The following is an 18,860-nucleotide window of genomic DNA, read 5'->3' on the forward strand; positions in this document are numbered from 1 at the left end:
CGCACTGTGCCGGAATCGTCGTAAGCCGGGCTTCTGGCCCTCAACTAACTTCCAACGAAATCAAACCCTTATCTCGCCCCCCGAGTGTAACAGAATAAACTGCCTGATGACTTCCCCCCCGATCCCTCCAAAGCCGCGCGATGTCGCGACCAGCGCGGTGCGCATTCTCAAGGTCCCGGAAGACAGGGCCGGACAGCGCGTAGACAATTTCCTGCTCGGCCAGCTCAAGGGCGCGCCGCGCAGCCTGATCTACAAGCTGATGCGCAGCGGCCAGGTGCGGGTCAACGGCGGCCGCACCAAGGCCGAGCGCAAGCTCGAGGCCGGCGACGAGGTGCGCATCCCGCCGGTGCGGCTGAGCGAGGAGGGCGAGAAGAGCGCGCCGCCGGATGCGTTCATGGCCCGGCTGGAGGCGGCGATCGTCTACGAGGACGCGCGGCTGCTGGCGCTGAACAAACCCTCGGGCGTCGCCAGCCATGGCGGCAGCGGGATCAGTTTCGGCGCCATCGAGACGCTGCGTGCGCTGCGTCCCAATCAGTCGCTGGAACTGGTGCACCGGCTCGACCGCGACACCTCAGGGCTGCTGATCGTGGCCAAGAAGCGCTCGGCGCTGACCGAGTTGCAGGCGCTGATGCGCGAGGACGACCGGGTCCAGGGCCGTGGCATCAGCAAGCGCTACCTGACCCTGCTGGTCGGGCGCATGCCCGATGGCACCATGAGCGTGGACGCGCCGCTGCACATCGGCCTGCGCCAGGGCGGCGAGCGCCACGTGCAAGTGAACGCGGCGGGCAAGCCGTCGCTGAGCCACTTCCGGGTGCTGGAGCGGCGCGGCGGACATTCCTATTGCGAGGTGCGGATCGAGACCGGCCGCACCCACCAGATCCGCGTGCATGCCCAGCACCTGGGGCATCCGGTCGCCGGCGACGACAAGTACGGCGATCCGGCGGTCAACAAGCGCCTGCGCGAGCAGATCGGACTCAAGCGCCTGTTCCTGCATGCCGCCTCGCTGGAGTTCAGCCTGGACGACGGCAAGACGCCTTATCTATTGAATGCCCCGCTGGCCGACGAATTGGCCGACGCGCTGAACCGCCTCGGCTGAGGCGAGGCTCCTGAACCCGGGAGCGGCATCGCGGCCGCCCCCGGATCGTGCTCAGCTTTCGTGGTGGTCGTGGTCGTGATGCCCGTCGTGGTGGGCGGGGGCCTGCCGTTGCTGTGCCGGATGCGACTCGACCGGCCGCGGCTCGGGCATGCGCGGCGGCGGGGAGAAGCGGGCCACGCGCTGCTCCTTGCGTTGTTCCTGACGCTGCTCCTGGCGCGGTTCCGGCATCGGCGCACGCATCGCCTCGCGCTCGGGCGCCGGCGCATGCCAGGCCTGCGCGCGCGGTGCTTCGCTCGGCATCGCCTGGCGCGGCGGCTGCGTGCGTGCCATCTCGCGGGCGAAGCCGGACGGCTGCATGCCGGGGTCGCCGCGCCGCGGCGGTTCGGCAAAGCGCGCTTCCGGCATGCCGCCGCGATTGGCGATGGCCTCGCGCGGCGCCTGGCTGGGCGTCAGCGCCTGCGGCACCGGGCTGCCATGGAACTGCGGGATCGGCATCGCCGGAGCCGCGCGCGGCGCGTTCGGCTGGGCCATCGCCACGGTGCGTTGCGGAGCCGCGGCATGCTGGACGAAGTCGGGCAGCAGGCGCGGATCGCGCGCGGCCGCCATGGCCGCCGGCGTGCCTGGGGCCGGCAGGCGTTGCACCGGCGGCGGCATCGCCGCGACCGGACGGCCGGCCTGCAGCATCTGGTTGGTGAAGTGCGGCATGGTCTGCGGCATCGCCGGCGGCTGCGCGCGGGCCGGCCCGAACGCGGCTGCCGGGGTGCGCGCCGCCATCGCCGCGGCGGCCATCGCGGCCCCCGGCGCACGCGCGGCAGCGAAGGCCTGCTGCCCACCCGGACCGCCCATCGGCGCGACCGGCGGCGGCGCACCGCGGTAGTCGTTGTGCACGTAGCTGCGGTTGTCGTAATGGTTGTTGATGATGGTGGTGCGCGGCGCGTACACGCTGTTGCGGTAGACCACGTAGTTCGGCGCCGACGGCGGCGCGTTCCAGTTCACCCCCCAATTGTTCCAGCCCCAGCTGTGCCACGGCGGCGCCGGTTCCAGCCAGCCGAACACGCTGTGGTGGTGGTGTTCGAGCGCGTCGCCGACCAGCACGCCGACGCCGAAGGAGATGATGCCGGCGGTGACCAGGTCGCCGGTGTCGTAGTAGGGGCGCGGCGGGCGATAGCGGTACTCGCGGTAGACGTTGACCGGTGCGCCGTAGACCACGTCGGGGTCGTAGCGCGGCACGTAGACCACGTCCGGCTGCGCCGGTTCGATGACGATGGTGCGGGTCGGCGGCGGCACCGCGTCGGCATAGGCCGGCGCCGGCTCCACCACGGTGCGCTGCACCACCTGCACACGCTGCTGCGGGGTGCTGCGCAGGTGGCCCTGCGCCTGCGCGCGCTGGCGCATCACCTGCACCGCGTCCAGCACCTGGTTGGGATCGTGGGCGTAGGCGTCGCCGAGCGCGCGGGTCCAGTCGCCGTTGCCGGCCAGCTGGTCGACCACGTCGGGGAAGGCGGTCAGTGCCTTGACGCTGGGGTCCCAGGGCTGCGCCGCGGCCGCCTGCAGGCGGTCGGTGGCGGACAGGGTACGGTTGTTGCGCAGCCAGTCCTGCGCGGACACCACCTGGTCCGGGTACACCGAGGCGGCCAGGGTCTGCGCCAGCAGCTTGTCCGGGAACAGCGCGATCGGCGCGACCAGTTGATAGAGCTGGTCGGCGGTCGGCGCCACGTAGGGGGCAGGTGCGGGCGCCGCGGCCGGGGCGGGCGCATCGGCCTGGGCCGCGGGGGCGGGCGCGTCCTGTCGCTGGCAGGCGCCCAGCGCCACCACGCTCAGTGCGGTGAACAGGGCCAGCCTGGCCGGGGGCAGGGGACGGAGATCCATGCGACACCTCATCGAGCGGGGCGAAGGTGGCCGCAGCATGCGCCGCCTTGGGTGTCTGCGACCTTTCTGCGCGGCGTGCTCGTGCAGGCCAGCGAGCGCGCGTTCAGCCGGCGTCGGCCGCTGCCATCAGACCGGTGCGGACAGGCGGAACAGCACCAGGCTGAGCGCCAGCGCGGCCATGCCTGCGACCAGGCCGTACACCGTCTCATGCCCCTGCGCGTAGCGCTTGGCCGCCGGCAGCAGTTCGTCCAGGGCCAGGAACACCATCACCCCGGCGATCAGCCCGAACACCGCGCCGAACACCGCATCGGACAAAAAGCGCGCCAGCGCGACGTAGCCGATCAGCGCACCGATCGGCTCTGCCAGGCCGGACAGCAGGCTGGCGGCGAAGGCATAGGACTTGCGCCCGGTGGCGTAATGCACCGGCACCGCGATGGCGATGCCCTCGGGGATGTTGTGCACGGCGATGGCGAAGGCCAGCGGCATGCCGACCACCGGGCTCTCCAGCGTCGCGAAGAAGGTGGCCAGGCCCTCCGGGAAGTTGTGCGCAGTGATCGCCACCGCGGTGAGCAGGCCGACGCGCTTGACGTAGGCGCGGTTGTCGTCACGGAACAGCGGATCGCGGCTGTTGAGGCTTTCGTGCGGATTGGGCACCAATCGGTCGATGGCCACGATCAGCACCATGCCGGCCAGGAACGCCAGGGTGGCATAAGCCTGGCCCAGCCGCGGATCGAAGGCGTCGCTGAAGGCGGCGATCGACTTGCCGAGGATCTCGGTCAGCGACACATACACCATCGCGCCGGCGGAGAACGCCAGGCCGAAGGCGAGCAGGCGCGGATTGGGTCCCTTGCTGAACAACACCAGCACGCTGCCCAGGCCGGTGGCCAGGCCGGCGCCGAGGGTCACGGCGAGCGCGACCAGGACATTGTGCAGCGGGATCTCCAGCATGCGCCGGCGGCTCCGAGGAAGAGGCGTCGATCAAACCCGGCGCGGTGCGGGTGTCGCGTGAAGGCGCGCGATGCGCGCCCGTGGCTCAGCCGGCCTTGTGCGCCTGCGCGTCCAGCGCGAAGCAACGGTCCGGGCGCGGCTGCGGCGGATTGAAGTTGACCGGCACCTGGATGGTCCACGGCACCGCCTGGCCGTTGCGGGTGGCGGGATTGAAGGTCCAGCCGCGCACGGCCTCCTGCGCCGAGGCGTCGAGCTTGGCCTGGCCGCTGCCGGTGACCACGTCCACTTCGGTGGGCCTGCCCTGCACGCCGACCACCACCTTCAGCACCACGGTGCCGCCGATGCCGGCGCAGGCCACGTCGATCGGGTAGTCCGGCGGCGGCGTCTTCACCGCGGCGACCTCGGTCGGGGGCTGGGTCACGGTGTGTTGCTGGGATTGCTGGGATTGGCCGCAGGCGCTGAGCAGCACGGCGCTCAGGCAGGCCAGGGGGAGCAGACGGCGGGCGGCAGCGGTCATGTGGGTCATTCCGGAAGAGCGGAGGCCTTGGCGGCGCAGATGAAGTCGTTCTCGCTGAGACCACCGACGTCGTGGGTGGAATAGCGCACCACCACGCGGTCGTAGTGCACGCCCAGGTCGGGGTGGTGGTCCTCGCGGTGCGCGATCCAGGCCAGTGCGTTGACGAAGGCCAGGGTGCGGTAATAGTCGGGGAAGCGGAAGGTGCGGCTGATCGCGTTGCCGTTCTCGACCACTTCCCAGCCGGGCACCTGCGGCAGCAGTTCGGCCAGGCGCGCCTGGGTCAGTCTGTATTCGCTGCCCTTGCAGGGCGAGCAATGGGCCTGGGCGAGCGGGATCAGGTCGTTCATGGAAGGTCTCTGCGGTGGAACGGACAGGGCCGGTCAAGATACCGCCCGCGATGAGCGCAGGGCGTGGAAGGGTCTAGAATACCCGCATGATCCAGATCTCAGACAACGCACAGGCCCATTTCCGCAAGTTGCTCGAACGCGAGGCCGTGCCCGGCATGGGCGTGCGCCTGAGCGCGATCGATGCCGGCACCCCGCGCGCCGATGCGCGGCTGGAGTTCGCCGAGCCGGCGGACCTGGCCGGCGACGAATGGGCGATCGACTGCGACGGCTTCACCCTGTACGTGGCGGCCGACAGCGTCGGGTGGCTCGACGGCGCCGAAATCGACTACGTCACCCAGGGCACCGGCCAGCAGCTCACCATCAAGGCGCCGAAGATCAAGGGCGAAGCCCCGGGCGAGGCGGCCTCGCTGGTGGAGCGGGTGCGCTGGGTGGTGGAGAACGAGGTCAATCCGCAGCTGGCCCAGCACGGCGGCCGCGTGGCGGTGCAGGAAGTGTCCGCCGACGGCGTGGTGCTGCTGCGCTTCGGCGGCGGCTGCCACGGCTGCGGCATGGCCGACGTGACCTTGAAACAGGGCATCGAGAAGACGCTGATGGGCCGCGTGCCGGGGGTGACCGCGGTGCGCGACGCCACCGACCACGACAGCGGCAGCGCTCCCTACATCCCGCGCGATTCGGCCGCCTGACGTTCCGCTGCCGGTGACGCGCGCCGCCGACATCCTCGATGTGTTGTTGGCGCGCACGCCGCGCAAGCTGCTGCGCGATCGCCGCACCGGCCTGCCGTATGCATGGGCGCACTGGATCGCGGCGCAGCCTGCGCTGCCGCGGCCGTTCGCGGCCCCCGAACTGATCGCGGCGATGCCGCCGGCACAGCCGCCGGCGACCCTGCGCCTGCCGGCCTTGCCGCTGTGGCAGGCGTTCCGCCGCCTGTGGTGGCAGCACTGGGATCCGGCGCCGTACGACCAGCGCTGGTGGCGGCGCATCGCCGTGCTGCTCAGCCTGCTGCTGCATCTGCTGTTCGCGGTTTTCCTGCTGTGGGTGGCGTTCGTGCGCTGGCTGCCGCCGCGCGCCGATGCCGATGCCGCCGGACGCGTGCAGGTGGAATTCGTCGGCCGCGGCACCCCTGCCGAGAGCGGTGGCGGTGCGCCGGCCGAAGCGGCCGCGTCCACGGAGGCGACGTCGCTGACGCCACCGCGTGCCCAGCGCGCCTTGTCGCGTGCGCGCCCGACGCCGCCGGCCGCTGCAGCGCCCGCGCCTGCACCGGCCGCGGAGCCGGCTCCGACCCCGCCGGTGCCCGCGCCGACCACGGCCAGTGCGCCGCCACCGCCGCCGGCGGAGCAGCCGCTGCAGGTGACCGAAACGCCGACGCCCACGCGCGACTTCGTGCTGCCGCCGCCACCGAGCGTGCGTGTCCCGGTGCCGACACCGCGCGCGGTGGTGCCGCCCGACGTGCAGGTGCCGGTGCGCGAGGTCGAAGTGGTCACCGACGTGCCGACCGTGGCGCAACTGCGGCCGCGCGACATCGCGGTGCCGCGCCCAGTCGCACCGCAGGTACAGGTGCGCGAACGCGAGGTGCCGGCACCGCTGCCGCAGGTGGAGGTTCCCGCACCACAGCTGCGCACGCCGACGCCCACGCCGGTGTTGCGCAGTGCGGACGTGCCGCAGGTGCGTCAGATCGAAGTGCCGACGCCGAGCACCGCCACCGCGAGCGCACCCACGCCGGCACCGGCGGCTGCCCCGGCCGCAAGCCCAGACACGACGCCGACGAGCGTGCCGACTCCACAGCCGGCACCGGCCGCCGCCGCCGGCGCTGCGGCCAACGCGGCCGCCAAGCCGACCGCGCCCGCGGCCGGCACTGCGCCGCCCGGCAGCCAGGCCGTGAGTCCGGGCAGCGGTCCGGCGCCGATCGCACGTGATGGCGGCTGGGCCACGCCGCAGCGCGGCGACGACTGGGGCGCGGCCGCACGCAACCGCCCCGGCGATGCCGGTGCCGGCGCCAGCAAGGGCGGCGGCCTGTTCAATGCCGACGGCAGCGTGCGCCTGGCCGATGGCCGCGGCAACGACCAGGCGCCGGCGCGCAGCGCGCCCGGCTCCGAGACCGACACCTGGACGCGCGAGCGCATCGAAAAGGCCGGGGAATGGCTCAAGCGGCCGCCGTACGACTACACGCCGACCTCGTTCGACAAGTACTGGCTGCCGAACGCGACGCTGCTGGAAGAGTGGGTGCGGCGCGGCATCAAGTCGGTGAAGATCCCGATCCCGGGCACCACCAGCAGCATCTCCTGCGTGGTCTCGATCCTGCAGGTGGGCGGCGGCTGCAGCATCACCGACCCCAATCTCAACGAGCAGCCGGCTGGCGCGCGGCCGCCGCCGAACGTGCCATTCAAGCGCGAGCTGCAGGAAGACAACGGCAGTCGCTGAGTGGCGGTGTACCCGCCCGCTCCGACATGCGGGCGTCGCACATCACCAGCTGCGGCACACGTGGACCGGGCGTGGTTTGGTCCGAGTGGGCGGCTTCAGCCTGCACGGCGTTGCCTGCGAGGGCTCATCGCGACTGAAAGGCAGCACCAAACAACCCGTGGCGCACGAGGTGCTGTTTCGTAGGAGCGGCTTCAGCAGCGAAGGGCATTACCGGTAACGCCCATCGCGGCCGAACCCGCTCCTACGTGTGTGCCTTGCGTCGTTGGATAGGGTCGGAGCGATACCGGATTGCGCACCACGCGAAAGTGGCGGCGAGGTGGTCACGCGTCGACGGCGGCGCATCCGGAGCAAGCGCTGTGCGCAGTCCCGTCGGCGCTGCTCAGCGCAGCGTGGTGCAGGCGACCGCGCGCGTCATGCGGCGTGCGAGGTCCCCTGCGCGTCGTCCGCTCAATTCACGCCGTGCAAATCGCGCAACTGGCTGCTGCGCGAGCCGAAGTAGGCCGCCAGGTCGGCGATGTCCTGGTCGCTCAGCTGCGCCGCCTGCGGGCTCATCAGCGGATGCGTGCGGGTGCCGCCGCGGTAGGCCTGCAGCGCGTGCGCGAGGTAGTCGCCGTACTGGCCGCCGAGCTTGGGATAGGTCGGGTCGATCGGCGCGTTGCCGTCGGCACCGTGGCAGTCGATGCAGCTCTGCCCGGTGGCCTTGCCCTTGGCGTGAGCCAGCTTGTCGCCGGCGTCGATGCGTCCGCCGGGCAGGCCGGCGGAGGAGCCGGAACCGTGCTCGCCGCTGGCGTGGCCGGGGTCGCCGGCGGATTTGCTGGTGGATTCCACCTGCGATTGCGAACAGGCCCCCAGGCACAGGGCGGCAAGCAGGACGAGGGCGGGACGCAAGGCGTGCGCGGCGTTCGGCATGGGAGGCCTACTTGAGGGTGGACAGGAAAGCGGCGATGTCGGCGATCTCCTGGTCGGAGAAGCTTTCCGCCTGGGCCTGCATGGTCGGATGCTTGCGCTTGCCGAGCCGGTATTCGGTCAGCGCCTGGGTCAGGTACTGCGCCGACTGCCCGCCGATCTTGGGGATGCGGTAACTGGGGTAGGCGTTCTTGTAGCCGGTGACGCCGTGGCAGCCCTGGCAGGTGTAGGTGAGCACCCGGCCGTTGGCCGCGTTGCCCTGAACAGGCGCGGGTGCCGCGGCTGCGGCGGCGGGAGCGGCGGGCGCCGGCGCGGTCTGCGCCATGGCCGGGGCGGCCCCAACAGAAACGAGTACGGCCAGAGCAAAACAAGCGGCTAGCGGCTGCGTGCGCATGGTTTCGTGGTCCGGAGGACGGATTGGGGTTCCGGCGTGGGGGAACACGGAACGGCCCGAGTATAGCCTCACCTTTCGCGGCTTCGAAACTGGCGGTGGTGGGCGACCCGTGACCTTTGGGGCATTCGGCACGACGTCGATTGGTGATCTACTTATCTACAACACCATTCACGCCATCCACCAAGGACACGACGATGACGCGACCGCTCACGCGCCGCACTGCCACCTACGCTGCCGCGCTGTTGGTCACCACCACGCTGCTGCTGAGCGCCTGCAAGCCGGCCGCGGAGGCCAAGGCCAAGGCCGCCGACAGCGAGAAGGCGCCGGAGGCGGTGCCGGTGGAGGTGGCAGCGGCCAGCCGCCGTGCGGTGGCCGCCAGCTACAGCGGCACCGCGGCGCTGGAGGCGCGCGCCGAATCGCAGGTGGTGGCCAAGACCTCCGGCGTGGCCCTGGCGGTGCTGGCCGAGGAAGGCCAGCAGGTGCGCGCCGGGCAGCCGCTGGTGCGGCTGGACCCGGATCGCGCGCGGCTGGCGCTGGCGCAGAGCGAGGCGCAACTGCGCAAGCTGGAGAACAACTACCGCCGCTCGCAGCAGCTGGTGGGCCAGCAACTGGTCAGCGCCGCCGACGTCGACCAGATCAAGTACGACCTGGCCAACGTGCGCGCGCAACACCAGTTGGCGGCGCTGGAACTGTCCTATGCCACGGTGGTGGCGCCGATCTCCGGGGTGATCGCCTCGCGCTCGATCAAGACCGGCAACTTCGTGCAGATCAATACGCCGATCTTCCGCATCGTCGACGATTCGCGGCTGGAAGCCACGCTCAACGTGCCCGAGCGCGAACTGGCCACGCTCAAGACCGGGCAGCCGGTGACCCTGCTGGCCGACGCGCTGCCGGGCAAGCAGTTCCGCGGCCGGGTCGACCGCATCGCGCCGGTGGTGGATGCCGGCAGCGGCACCTTTCGCGTGGTCTGCGCCTTCGACGAAGGGGCGGAAGCGCTGCAGCCGGGCATGTTCGGCCGCATCCGCATCGATTACGACCAGCGCGCCGATGCGCTGGTGGTGCCGCGGCTGGCGCTGCTCGACGATGGCGAGCCGGCGGTGTTCCGCGTGGTCGCCGGCAAGGTCGCGCGGGTGCCGGTGACCCTGGGGTATGCCGAAGGGCCGTGGGTGGAGATTCGCCAGGGCCTGCAGGCCGGCGACCAGGTGGTCACCGCCGGCAAGGTCGCGCTGCGCGACGGCAGCCGCGTGCAGGTGATCGCGCCGCAGCGCGAGGTGGCCGACGCCGCCCCGGCCAGCACCGCCGGAGCGCGCTGATGCACGGCGCCGATTCTGACGCGCACGCACCGCCTGCGCCCGCCGCCGCGCACGGCGGCGGCCTGGTCGAATTCGCCACCCGCCGCCGCGTGACCATCGCGATGATCACGCTGACCATGCTGCTGTTCGGCGCGATCGCGCTGCACGGGCTCAAGGTCAACCTGCTGCCGGACCTGAGCTATCCGACCCTGACCGTGCGCACCGAGTACGCCGGCGCCGCGCCGTCGGAGATCGAGACGCTGGTGACCGAGCCGGTCGAAGAAGCGGTCGGCGTGGTCAAGAACCTGCGCAAGCTCAAGTCGGTCTCGCGCACCGGGCAGAGCGACGTGGTGCTGGAGTTCGCCTGGGGCACCAACATGGACCAGGCCAGCCTGGAGGTGCGCGACAAGATGGAGGCGCTGTCGCTGCCGCTGGAGGCCAAGGCGCCGGTGCTGCTGCGCTTCAATCCGTCCACCCAACCGATCATGCGCCTGGTGCTGTCCAGCAAGACCGCCGCGCACAGCGACGCCGAGGCGGTGCGCGCGCTGACCCAGTTGCGCCGCTATGCCGACGAGGACCTGAAGAAGAAGCTGGAGCCGGTCGCGGGTGTGGCCGCGGTCAAGGTCGGCGGCGGCCTGGAGGACGAGATCCAGGTGGATATCGACCAGCAGCGGCTGGCGCAGCTCAACATGCCGATCGACACGGTGATCGCGCGGCTCAAGGACGAGAACGTCAATCTCTCCGGCGGACGCCTGGAGCAGGGCACGCAGCGCTACCTGGTGCGCACCGTCAACCAGTTCGCCGACCTGGACGAGATCCGCAATCTGTTGCTGACCACGCAGGGCGCCGGCGGCAACGCGGCCGACGCGGCCCTGCAGCAGATGTACGCGATCGCCGCCTCCACCGGCTCGGAAGCCGCGATCGCGGCGGCCTCGGCGGCGCAGAGCGCGACGTCCAGCACGACCACCACCGTCGCCGGCGGCATGCCGATCCGGCTCAAGGACGTGGCGCAGGTGCGGCAGGGCTACAAGGAGCGCGAGGCGATCATCCGCCTGGGCGGCAAGGAGGCGGTGGAACTGGCCATCTACAAGGAAGGCGACGCCAACACCGTGGCCACCGCGGCGGCGCTGCGCAAGCGCCTGGAACAACTGCAGGCGCAGATTCCGGCCGATGCCGAGCTGACCACGCTGGAAGACCAGTCGCGCTTCATCGAGCACGCCATCGGCGACGTCAAGAAGGATGCGGTGATCGGCGGCCTGCTGGCGATCCTGATCATCTTCCTGTTCCTGCGCGACGGCTGGAGCACCTTCGTGATCGGGCTGTCGCTGCCGGTGTCGATCGTGACCACGTTCTTCTTCATGGACCGGCTCGGGCTGAGCCTCAACGTGATGTCGCTGGGCGGACTGGCGCTGGCCACCGGCCTGGTGGTGGACGACTCGATCGTGGTGCTGGAAAGCATCGCCAAGGCGCGCGAGCGCGGCCTGAGCGTGCTGGATGCGGCGATCGTCGGTACCCGCGAGGTCGGCATGGCGGTGGTCGCCTCGACCCTGACCACGATCGCGGTGTTCCTGCCGCTGGTGTTCGTGGAGGGCGTGGCCGGGCAACTGTTCCGCGATCAGGCGCTGACCGTGGCGATCGCCATCGCGATCTCGCTGGTGGTGTCGATGACCCTGATCCCGATGCTCAGCTCGCTGAAGGGCCGTGCGCCGCTGGCGTTCCCGGTGGAACCGGCGCCGCCGCACTGGCAGCCGCGGCGCGGCTGGCTGAAGCCGCTGGCCTGGAGCCGGCGCGGCGCAGGTGCGGCGGTGCGTGGGGTGTTCTTCGGCGTGGCCTGGTTGGTCGTGCGGCTGTGGCGCGGTGCGGTGGCGGTGGTCGCGCCGGTGATGCGCAAGGCCAGCGACGTGGCGATGGCGCCGTATGCGCTGGCCGAGCGCGGCTATCTGCGGCTGCTGCCGGGCGCGTTGGCGCGTCCGGGCTGGGTGCTGGGGCTGGCGGCGCTGGCCTTCGCCGCGACCCTGGCGGTAGCGCCGCTGCTGGGCGCCGACCTGATCCCGCAGTTGGCGCAGGACCGCTTCGAGATGACCGTGAAACTGCCGGCCGGCACACCGCTGCGGCAGACCGACGCGCTGGTGCGCGAACTGCAGGAAGTGCATGGCAAGGACGCGGGGGTGCAGGCGCTGTACGGCGTCAGCGGCAGCGGCACCCGGCTCGACGCCAACCCCACCGAGAGCGGCGAGAACATCGGCAAGCTGACCATCGCCATGGCCGGCGGCGGCAGCGCGCAGTTCGAGGCGCAGCAGAGCGAGCGCATGCGCGCGACGATGCGCAACCACCCGGGCGTGCAGGTCGGTTTCAGCCGGCCGGAGCTGTTCAGTTTCTCCACGCCGCTGGAGATCGAACTGCGCGGCCAGGATCTGCAGACCATCCAGCATGCGGGGCAGAAGCTGGCGGCGCTGCTGCGCGGCAACGGCCACTTCGCCGACGTAAAATCCACGGTGGAGGAGGGCTTCCCGGAGATCCAGATCCGCTTCGACCAGGAGCGCGCCGGCGCGCTGGGGCTGACCACCCGGCAGATCGCCGACGTGGTGGTGAAGAAGGTGCGCGGCGACGTCGCCACCCGCTACAGCTTCCGCGACCGCAAGATCGACGTGCTGGTGCGCGCGCAGCAGAGCGACCGCGCCAGCGTCGACAGCATCCGCCGGCTGATCGTCAATCCGGGCAGCAGCCGGCCGGTGACCCTGGACGCGGTCGCCGACGTGGTCGCCACCACCGGTCCCAGCGAGATCCACCGCGCCGACCAGATCCGCGTGGCGATCGTCTCGGCCAATCTGCGCGACATCGACCTGGGCACGGCGGTGCGCGAGGTCGGCGAGATGGTGGCGCGCGATCCGCTCGGCGCCGGCGTCGGCATGCACATCGGCGGGCAGGGCGAGGAACTGGCGCAATCGGCGCGCTCGCTGCTGTTCGCGTTCGGCCTGGCGGTGTTCCTGGTGTACCTGGTGATGGCCTCGCAGTTCGAGTCGTTGCTGCACCCGTTCGTCATCCTGTTCACCATCCCGCTGGCGCTGGTCGGCGCGGTGCTGGCGCTGCTGCTGACCGGCAAGCCGGTGTCGGTGGTGGTGTTCATCGGCCTGATCCTGCTGGTGGGCCTGGTGACCAAGAACGCGATCATCCTGATCGACAAGGTCAATCAGTTGCGCGAGGAGGGCGTGGCCAAGCGCGCGGCGCTGATCGAAGGCGCGCGCTCGCGGTTGCGGCCGATCGTGATGACCACGCTGTGCACGCTGTTCGGCTTCCTGCCGCTGGCGATCGCCAGTGGCGAGGGCGCCGAGGTGCGCGCGCCGATGGCGATCACCGTGATCGGCGGGCTGCTGGTGTCCACGCTGCTGACCCTGCTGGTGATCCCGGTGGTCTACGACCGCCTGGACCGCCGCGCCGACGCGTACTACGCCGAGCGTGGGCGCCGCGCGCGGCAACGCGAAAACGGCGAGCAGCGCCTGCAGGACGGCGAGGGCGCACCGGCATGAGCGTCGCCGAGTTCAGCATCCGTCGTCCGGTCACCACCATCATGTGCTTCGTGTCGTTGGTGGTGGTCGGGCTGATCGCCGCCTTCCGCCTGCCGCTGGAGGCCTTGCCGGACATCTCCGCGCCGTTCCTGTTCGTGCAGTTGCCGTACACCGGCTCGACCCCGGACGAGGTCGAGCGCAACCTGGTGCGGCCGACCGAGGAAGCGCTGGCGACGATGACCGGGATCAAGCGCATGCGCTCGACCGCCACCGCCGACGGCGCCAACATCTTCATCGAGTTCTCCGACTGGGATCGCGACATCGCCATCGCCGCCTCCGACGCACGCGAGCGCATCGATGCGATCCGTGCCGACCTGCCGGCCGACCTGCGGCGCTACAACGTGTTCAAGTGGTCCAGCAGCGACCAGCCGGTGCTGAAGGTGCGGCTGGCCGGTGCGGCCGACCTGACCGGCGCGTACGACATGCTCGACCGCGAGTTCAAGCGCCGCCTGGAGCGCATTCCCGGGGTGGCCAAGGTGTCGGTGTCCGGGGCGCCGCCGAACGAGGTCGAGATCGCCATCGCCCCGGACCGGCTCAGCGCGCACAACCTCAGCCTCAACCAGCTCAGCGAGCGCCTGGGCAAGCTCAACTTCTCGCTGTCGGCCGGGCAGATCGACGACAACGGCCAGCGCCTGCGGGTGCAGCCGGTCGGCGAACTGCGCGACCTGCAGGAGCTGCGCGACCTGGTCATCGACGCCAAGGGCCTGCGCCTGGGCGACATCGCCGAGGTGCGGCTGAAGCCGACCCGGATGAGCTACGGCCGTCGCCTGGACGGGCGCCCGGCAGTGGGCCTGGACGTGTTCAAGGAGCGCAGCGCCAATCTGGTCGAGGTCTCGCGCGCGGTGCTGGCCGAGGTCGAGCAGATCCGAAAGCAGCCGGCGCTGAGCGACGTGCAGATCAAGGTCATCGACAACCAGGGCAAGGCGGTGACCTCGTCGCTGGCGGAACTGGCCGAAGCCGGCGCGGTCGGCCTGCTGCTGTCGGTGACGGTGCTGTTCTTCTTCCTGCGGCATTGGCCGTCGACGCTGATGGTGACCCTGGCGATCCCGATCTGTTTCGCCATCACCCTGGGCTTCATGTACTTCGCCGGCGTCACCCTCAACATCCTGACCATGATGGGCCTGCTGCTGGCGGTGGGCATGCTGGTGGACAACGCGGTGGTGGTGGTGGAGAGCATCTACCAGGAGCGCGAGCGCATGCCGGACCAGCCGCAGCGCGCTTCCATCCTCGGCACCCGCAATGTCGCCATCGCGCTGTCGGCCGGCACCCTGTGCCACTGCATCGTGTTCCTGCCGAACCTGTTCGGCGAGACCAACAACATCAGCATCTTCATGTCGCAGATCGCCATCACCATCTCGGTGTCGCTGCTGGCGTCGTGGCTGGTGGCGGTGAGTCTGATCCCGATGCTGTCGGCGCGCATGCGCACCCCGGCGCTGGTGCATTCCCCGCACGGGCTGATCCCGCGCCTGCAGCGCCGCTACGCGCGGGTGCTGGCCTGGTCGCTGGCGCACCGTGGCTGGAGCGTGTGCGCGATCGTGCTGATCAGCGCGCTGAGCGTGATCCCGATGCTGCAGACCAAGAAGGACATGTTCGGCGGCGACGGCGGCGAGCAGGTCTTCATCGGCTACCAGTGGAAGGGCGCCTACACCCGCGAGCAGATGGCCGAGGAAGTGACCCGGCTGGAACGCTTCATCGACGCGCGCCGCGCGCAATACCACGTGACCCAGGTGTATTCCTGGTTCAGCGAGGAGGAGGGCAGCAGCACCACGCTCACCGTCGATCTGAAGCAGGTCCGCGACCTGCCGGCACTGATGGAACGCATCCGCAAGGAACTGCCGCGCTCGGCGCGGGTGGATTTCCACGTCGGCAACAGCAACGGCGGCGATGGCGGCAACGGCGGCGGGCAGACCGTGCAGGTGCAACTGGTCGGCGATTCCACCGAGGCGCTGCGCGCGCTCGCCGACGACGTGGTGCCGGTGCTGGCGCGGCGCAAGGAACTGCGCGACGTGCGCGTGGACAGCGGCGATCGCAGCGCCGAACTGGCGGTGCGGGTGGACCGCGAGCGCGCCGCCGCGTTCGGCTTCAGCGCCGAGCAGGTCGCCAGCTTCGTCGGCCTGGCGCTGCGCGGCGCGTCGCTGCGCGAGTTCCGCCATGGCGACAACGAGGTGCCGGTGTGGGTGCGCTTCGCCGGTGCCGAGCAGACCTCGCCGGAGGACCTGGACAGCTTCAACGTGCGCACCCAGGACGGGCGCAGCGTGCCGCTGCTGAGCCTGGTCGAGACGCAGCCGCGCGCGGCCGCGACCCAGATCGCCCGCACCAACCGGCAGACCACGCTGACCATCACCGCCAACCTCGGCGCCAAGGTCACCGCGCCGGAGGCCAAGCAGGCGATCGAGGACACCCTCAACGCAGTCAGCTTCCCGGTCGGCTACCGCTACAGTTTCGACGGCGCGGACGGCCAGGACGACGACCAGGCCAGCAAGCAGATGCTGTTCAACCTGCTGATCGCGCTGGTGATGATCTACGTGGTCATGGCCGCGATGTTCGAATCGCTGCTGTTCCCGGTGGCGATCATGAGCGGTGTGCTGTTCTCGGTGTTCGGCGTGTTCTGGCTGTTCTGGATCACCGGCACCAGCTTCGGGATCATGGCCTTCATCGGCATCCTGGTGCTGATGGGCGTGGTGGTGAACAACGGCATCGTGATGATCGAGCACATCAACAATCTGCGCCGGCGCGGCCTGGGCCGCACCGAGGCGCTGATCGAAGGCTCGCGCGAGCGCCTGCGGCCGATCATGATGACCATGGGCACGGCGATCCTGGCGATGGTGCCGATCTCGCTGACCACCACGCAGATGTTCGGCGACGGCCCGGCCTACTACCCGATGGCGCGTGCCATCGCCGGCGGCCTGGCGTTCTCGACCGTGGTCAGCCTGCTGTTCCTGCCGACCATCTACGCGATCCTGGACGATCTGAGTAACGGCGTGGCCAACCTGGTGCGTCGCGCGCGTGAGCGTCGCGGCGTGGCCGCGCAGATGGTGTCCTGATCCGGAGGCTTCAGACGACCTGTGGGAGGGGCTTCAGCCCCGACGCCGTACCGCTGAGGCGTCGGGACTGAAGTCCCTCCCACAAAGGCGAAATCCGCGCGGTGACAGTTGCCGCCGCCGCGCGGCGGGTAGTCAACCCGCCAGCTTGCCGAAGATGCGGAAGCCGGCCAGCCACACGCCGAGCATGCTGCCCAGGTTGGTCAGCAGGAAGGTCAGCACCACCCGCGAGACGCGGTTGCGGTACCAGCCGCGCAGGTTCTGCGCATCGTCGCGCAACGCCAGGAAATCGCCATAGGCCGGCTTGCGCATGTGCACTTCGACCAGGGCGCTGAACGCCCCGGCCGGCACGCCCGGGCGGAACGGCTTCAGCGGCGCGGCGATGGCGCCGGCGATCACGCTCAGCGGATGCCCGCCGGCCAGGATGCAGCCCAGCCCGGCCAGGCCGCCGGTGAACAGCACCCACTGCAGCAGCAGGTCGGTGCCCAGGGCGAAGCCGCCGTGCCAGTAGCCCCAGGCCACGCCGCCCAGCACCAGCGCGGTCAGGGTCAGGGTGATCCACGGCACCTTCTTCTTGGTCTGCACCTCTTCCAGCGCCTTGCGCAGCGTCGCCGGGTCGTCCTGGTCGCCCTGCAGGTGCCGCGCCAGGCCGGCCAGGTGACCCGCACCGACCACCGCCAGCACCTCGCGCACGCCTGTCGACGGCGCGCCATCCAGCGGTTCGGCGTTGCCGGTCAGCGGCAGCGCGCGCTGTTGCGCCTGTTCCTCGCGCAGGCGCGTGGCCATGTAGCGGTCTCGCTCGGCGATGATGGTGTCGTACAGCGCCGGGCTTTCGCTGGCGAAGTCGCCGAAGCTGGCTTCGAGCATATCGCCCTGCTTGAGCTTCTCGATCTCGGCCTCGCCGACCTCGTCGGAGGCGAACAGGCCGCCGAGCAGGCCGCTGGCCAGTTTCAGCTTGCCGAAGAAGCCGAGCCGGCTGGAGGCGCGCTTGAAGGTCAGGCCGACTTCGCGATCGATCAGGTACACCGGCAACTGCCGTTCGCGCGCCAGCAACACCGCGCGCTTGAGTTCGGCGCCGGGCTCGATGCCCAGTTGCTCGGCCAGGCGCCGCTGGTAGGCGGCCAGCGCCAGGTTGGCGGCGAACAGGGCCACGCGGCCCTTGCGGATCACCTGCACCAGGTCCAGCTTGGTCAGCGCGTCCGGGTCGGTCAGCGCCTGCAGGCGTTGCGGATCCAGTTCCACCGCCACCGCATCGAAACGGCCGCTGCCGATCGCCCGTTCCACCGCGGCGACGCTGGCCAGGGACACGTGCGCGGTGCCGAGCAGGGTGTAGCGGATGCCATCGCGTTCGACGATGCGGTAAGGCTGGCCGTCGAACAGCGCGTCGTCGCCGTCGGCCTGGGAAAGTTCGTTCATTCCATCACTCATCGGAGGGCGCCTCGGCAGCGCCGGGGCTCAGCGGGCATGGGGGTGTGAGGGCATCGGCCGCGATCGGCATGGGCGCCTGCGGCCGGGTCGCGCCGCGCCGCAGTCAACGGCGCTGCACTAGCAAAGACCCGGCACGGCGCTGCGGGTCAGTCGATGTAGCGCTTCAGCAGGTCGCCGTAGGCATCGATGCGGCGATCGCGCAGGAACGGCCAGATCCGCCGCACGTGCTCGCTGCGCTGCAGGTCGACGTCGCAGACCAGCACGGTCGGCTCGCCACCGGCCTCGGCGATGAACTCGCCCTGCGGACCGAGCACGTGGCTGTTGCCCCAGAACTGGATGCCCGACGCGCCCAGCGGCGACGGCTCGTGGCCGACCCGGTTGCAGCTCAGCACCGGCACGCCGTTGGCCACGGCATGGCCGCGATGGCTGAGGATCCAGGCATCGCGCTGGCGTTCCTGCTCGGCCTGTTCGTCGCTGGGGTCCCAGCCGATCGCGGTGGGATACAGCAGCAGTTCGGCGCCGGCCAGGGCCATCAGTCGCGCCGCTTCCGGGTACCACTGGTCCCAGCACACCAGCACGCCGAGGCGGCCGACCGAGGTCTGGATCGGGGTGAAGCCGAGATCGCCCGGGGTGAAGTAGAACTTCTCGTAGAAGCCCGGATCGTCGGGGATGTGCATCTTGCGGTACTTGCCCAGCAGGCTGCCGTCCTTTTCGAACACCACCGCAGTGTTGTGGTACAGCCCGGCGGCGCGACGCTCGAACAGCGAGCCGACCAAGACCACGCCATGGCGCTTGGCCAGCGCACCCAGGCGCTCGGTGCTCGGGCCGGGAATCGGCTCGGCCAGGTCGAATTCGTCCACCGACTCGTGCTGGCAGAAGTACGCGCCGTTGTGCAGTTCCTGCAGCAGCACCAGCTGCGCGCCCTGCGCGGCGGCCTCGGCCACACGCGACTCGATCGCTGCCAGGTTCGCCGCGGCGTCGCCGTGGTTGCGCTCCTGGATCAGCGCGACGGAAAGAGTGGTTCGGGTCATTGCGGAA

14 protein-coding genes are annotated in these 18,860 nt (G+C 70.6%); 6 read left to right on the forward strand and 8 right to left on the reverse strand.

Annotated features, from left to right (window positions below; all coding sequences use genetic code 11):
- Positions 1 to 106 precede the first annotated feature (106 nt).
- Positions 107 to 1,096, forward strand: a complete 990-nt coding sequence (locus AC1PMG_RS09460) for an RluA family pseudouridine synthase (protein WP_481111421.1) — start codon at positions 107 to 109, stop codon at positions 1,094 to 1,096.
- 51 nt (positions 1,097 to 1,147) lie between these two features.
- On the opposite strand, the gene AC1PMG_RS09465 is transcribed toward AC1PMG_RS09460, so the two are convergent.
- From AC1PMG_RS09465 to AC1PMG_RS09480, 4 genes are all read right to left on the reverse strand, one after another.
- A complete protein-coding gene (locus AC1PMG_RS09465; RefSeq protein WP_481111422.1) occupies positions 1,148 to 2,965 on the reverse strand; it encodes a DUF3300 domain-containing protein in 1,818 nt (605 codons plus the stop codon).
- A 126-nt stretch (positions 2,966 to 3,091) separates the two neighbouring features.
- Entirely contained in the window at positions 3,092 to 3,913 is an 822-nt protein-coding gene (zupT, locus tag AC1PMG_RS09470; protein WP_481111423.1) for a zinc transporter ZupT, read from the reverse strand.
- Between the two features lie 85 nt (positions 3,914 to 3,998).
- The gene (locus AC1PMG_RS09475) at positions 3,999 to 4,430 is read right to left on the reverse strand and encodes an energy transducer TonB (RefSeq protein WP_481111424.1); all 432 of its coding nucleotides are present in this window, start codon (positions 4,428 to 4,430) and stop codon (positions 3,999 to 4,001) included.
- A gap of 5 nt (positions 4,431 to 4,435) precedes the next feature.
- Positions 4,436 to 4,777 (reverse strand): 4a-hydroxytetrahydrobiopterin dehydratase, encoded by a 342-nt coding sequence (locus AC1PMG_RS09480; RefSeq protein WP_017910810.1) that lies wholly within the window; start codon positions 4,775 to 4,777, stop codon positions 4,436 to 4,438.
- 86 nt (positions 4,778 to 4,863) lie between these two features.
- On the opposite strand from AC1PMG_RS09480, the gene AC1PMG_RS09485 reads away from it, so the two are divergent.
- Both AC1PMG_RS09485 and AC1PMG_RS09490 read left to right on the forward strand, forming a co-directional pair.
- A complete protein-coding gene (locus tag AC1PMG_RS09485; RefSeq protein WP_481111425.1) occupies positions 4,864 to 5,460 on the forward strand; it encodes an NfuA family Fe-S biogenesis protein in 597 nt (198 codons plus the stop codon).
- Positions 5,461 to 5,473: 13 nt separating this feature from the next.
- On the forward strand, positions 5,474 to 7,195 hold the full coding sequence (locus AC1PMG_RS09490; RefSeq protein WP_481111426.1) for a transmembrane repetitive protein: 1,722 nt from the start codon (positions 5,474 to 5,476) through the stop codon (positions 7,193 to 7,195).
- A 447-nt stretch (positions 7,196 to 7,642) separates the two neighbouring features.
- On the opposite strand, the gene AC1PMG_RS09495 is transcribed toward AC1PMG_RS09490, so the two are convergent.
- Complete coding sequence (locus AC1PMG_RS09495; RefSeq protein WP_017911097.1) at positions 7,643 to 8,104, reverse strand: c-type cytochrome; 462 nt, start codon at positions 8,102 to 8,104, stop codon at positions 7,643 to 7,645.
- 7 nt (positions 8,105 to 8,111) lie between these two features.
- Positions 8,112 to 8,495: a c-type cytochrome gene (locus AC1PMG_RS09500; RefSeq protein ID WP_026143839.1), complete on the reverse strand. Its 384-nt coding sequence runs from the start codon at positions 8,493 to 8,495 to the stop codon at positions 8,112 to 8,114.
- A 194-nt stretch (positions 8,496 to 8,689) separates the two neighbouring features.
- Between AC1PMG_RS09500 and AC1PMG_RS09505 the strand changes: the two genes are divergently transcribed.
- The 3 genes from AC1PMG_RS09505 to AC1PMG_RS09515 are packed head-to-tail and all read left to right on the forward strand — an operon-like array spanning position 8,690 to position 16,397.
- Positions 8,690 to 9,808 carry an efflux RND transporter periplasmic adaptor subunit gene (locus AC1PMG_RS09505; protein ID WP_481111427.1) on the forward strand — a complete coding sequence of 373 codons (1,119 nt, stop codon included), beginning with the start codon at positions 8,690 to 8,692 and terminating at the stop codon, positions 9,806 to 9,808.
- Positions 9,808 to 13,314 carry an efflux RND transporter permease subunit gene (locus AC1PMG_RS09510; RefSeq protein WP_267085216.1) on the forward strand — a complete coding sequence of 1,169 codons (3,507 nt, stop codon included), beginning with the start codon at positions 9,808 to 9,810 and terminating at the stop codon, positions 13,312 to 13,314. Before AC1PMG_RS09505 ends, AC1PMG_RS09510 begins: the two co-directional genes overlap by 1 nt.
- Positions 13,311 to 16,397: an efflux RND transporter permease subunit gene (locus tag AC1PMG_RS09515; protein WP_481111428.1), complete on the forward strand. Its 3,087-nt coding sequence runs from the start codon at positions 13,311 to 13,313 to the stop codon at positions 16,395 to 16,397. Before AC1PMG_RS09510 ends, AC1PMG_RS09515 begins: the two co-directional genes overlap by 4 nt.
- Before the next feature lie 132 nt (positions 16,398 to 16,529).
- Here the strand turns inward: AC1PMG_RS09515 and AC1PMG_RS09520 are convergent, their stop codons facing one another.
- Complete coding sequence (locus AC1PMG_RS09520; RefSeq protein ID WP_481111429.1) at positions 16,530 to 17,822, reverse strand: TraB/GumN family protein; 1,293 nt, start codon at positions 17,820 to 17,822, stop codon at positions 16,530 to 16,532.
- Between the two features lie 146 nt (positions 17,823 to 17,968).
- The gene (locus tag AC1PMG_RS09525; protein ID WP_152236251.1) at positions 17,969 to 18,853 is read right to left on the reverse strand and encodes a carbon-nitrogen hydrolase; all 885 of its coding nucleotides are present in this window, start codon (positions 18,851 to 18,853) and stop codon (positions 17,969 to 17,971) included.
- Positions 18,854 to 18,860 lie beyond the last annotated feature (7 nt).

The organism is Xanthomonas sp. NCPPB 2250 (assembly GCF_056725265.1).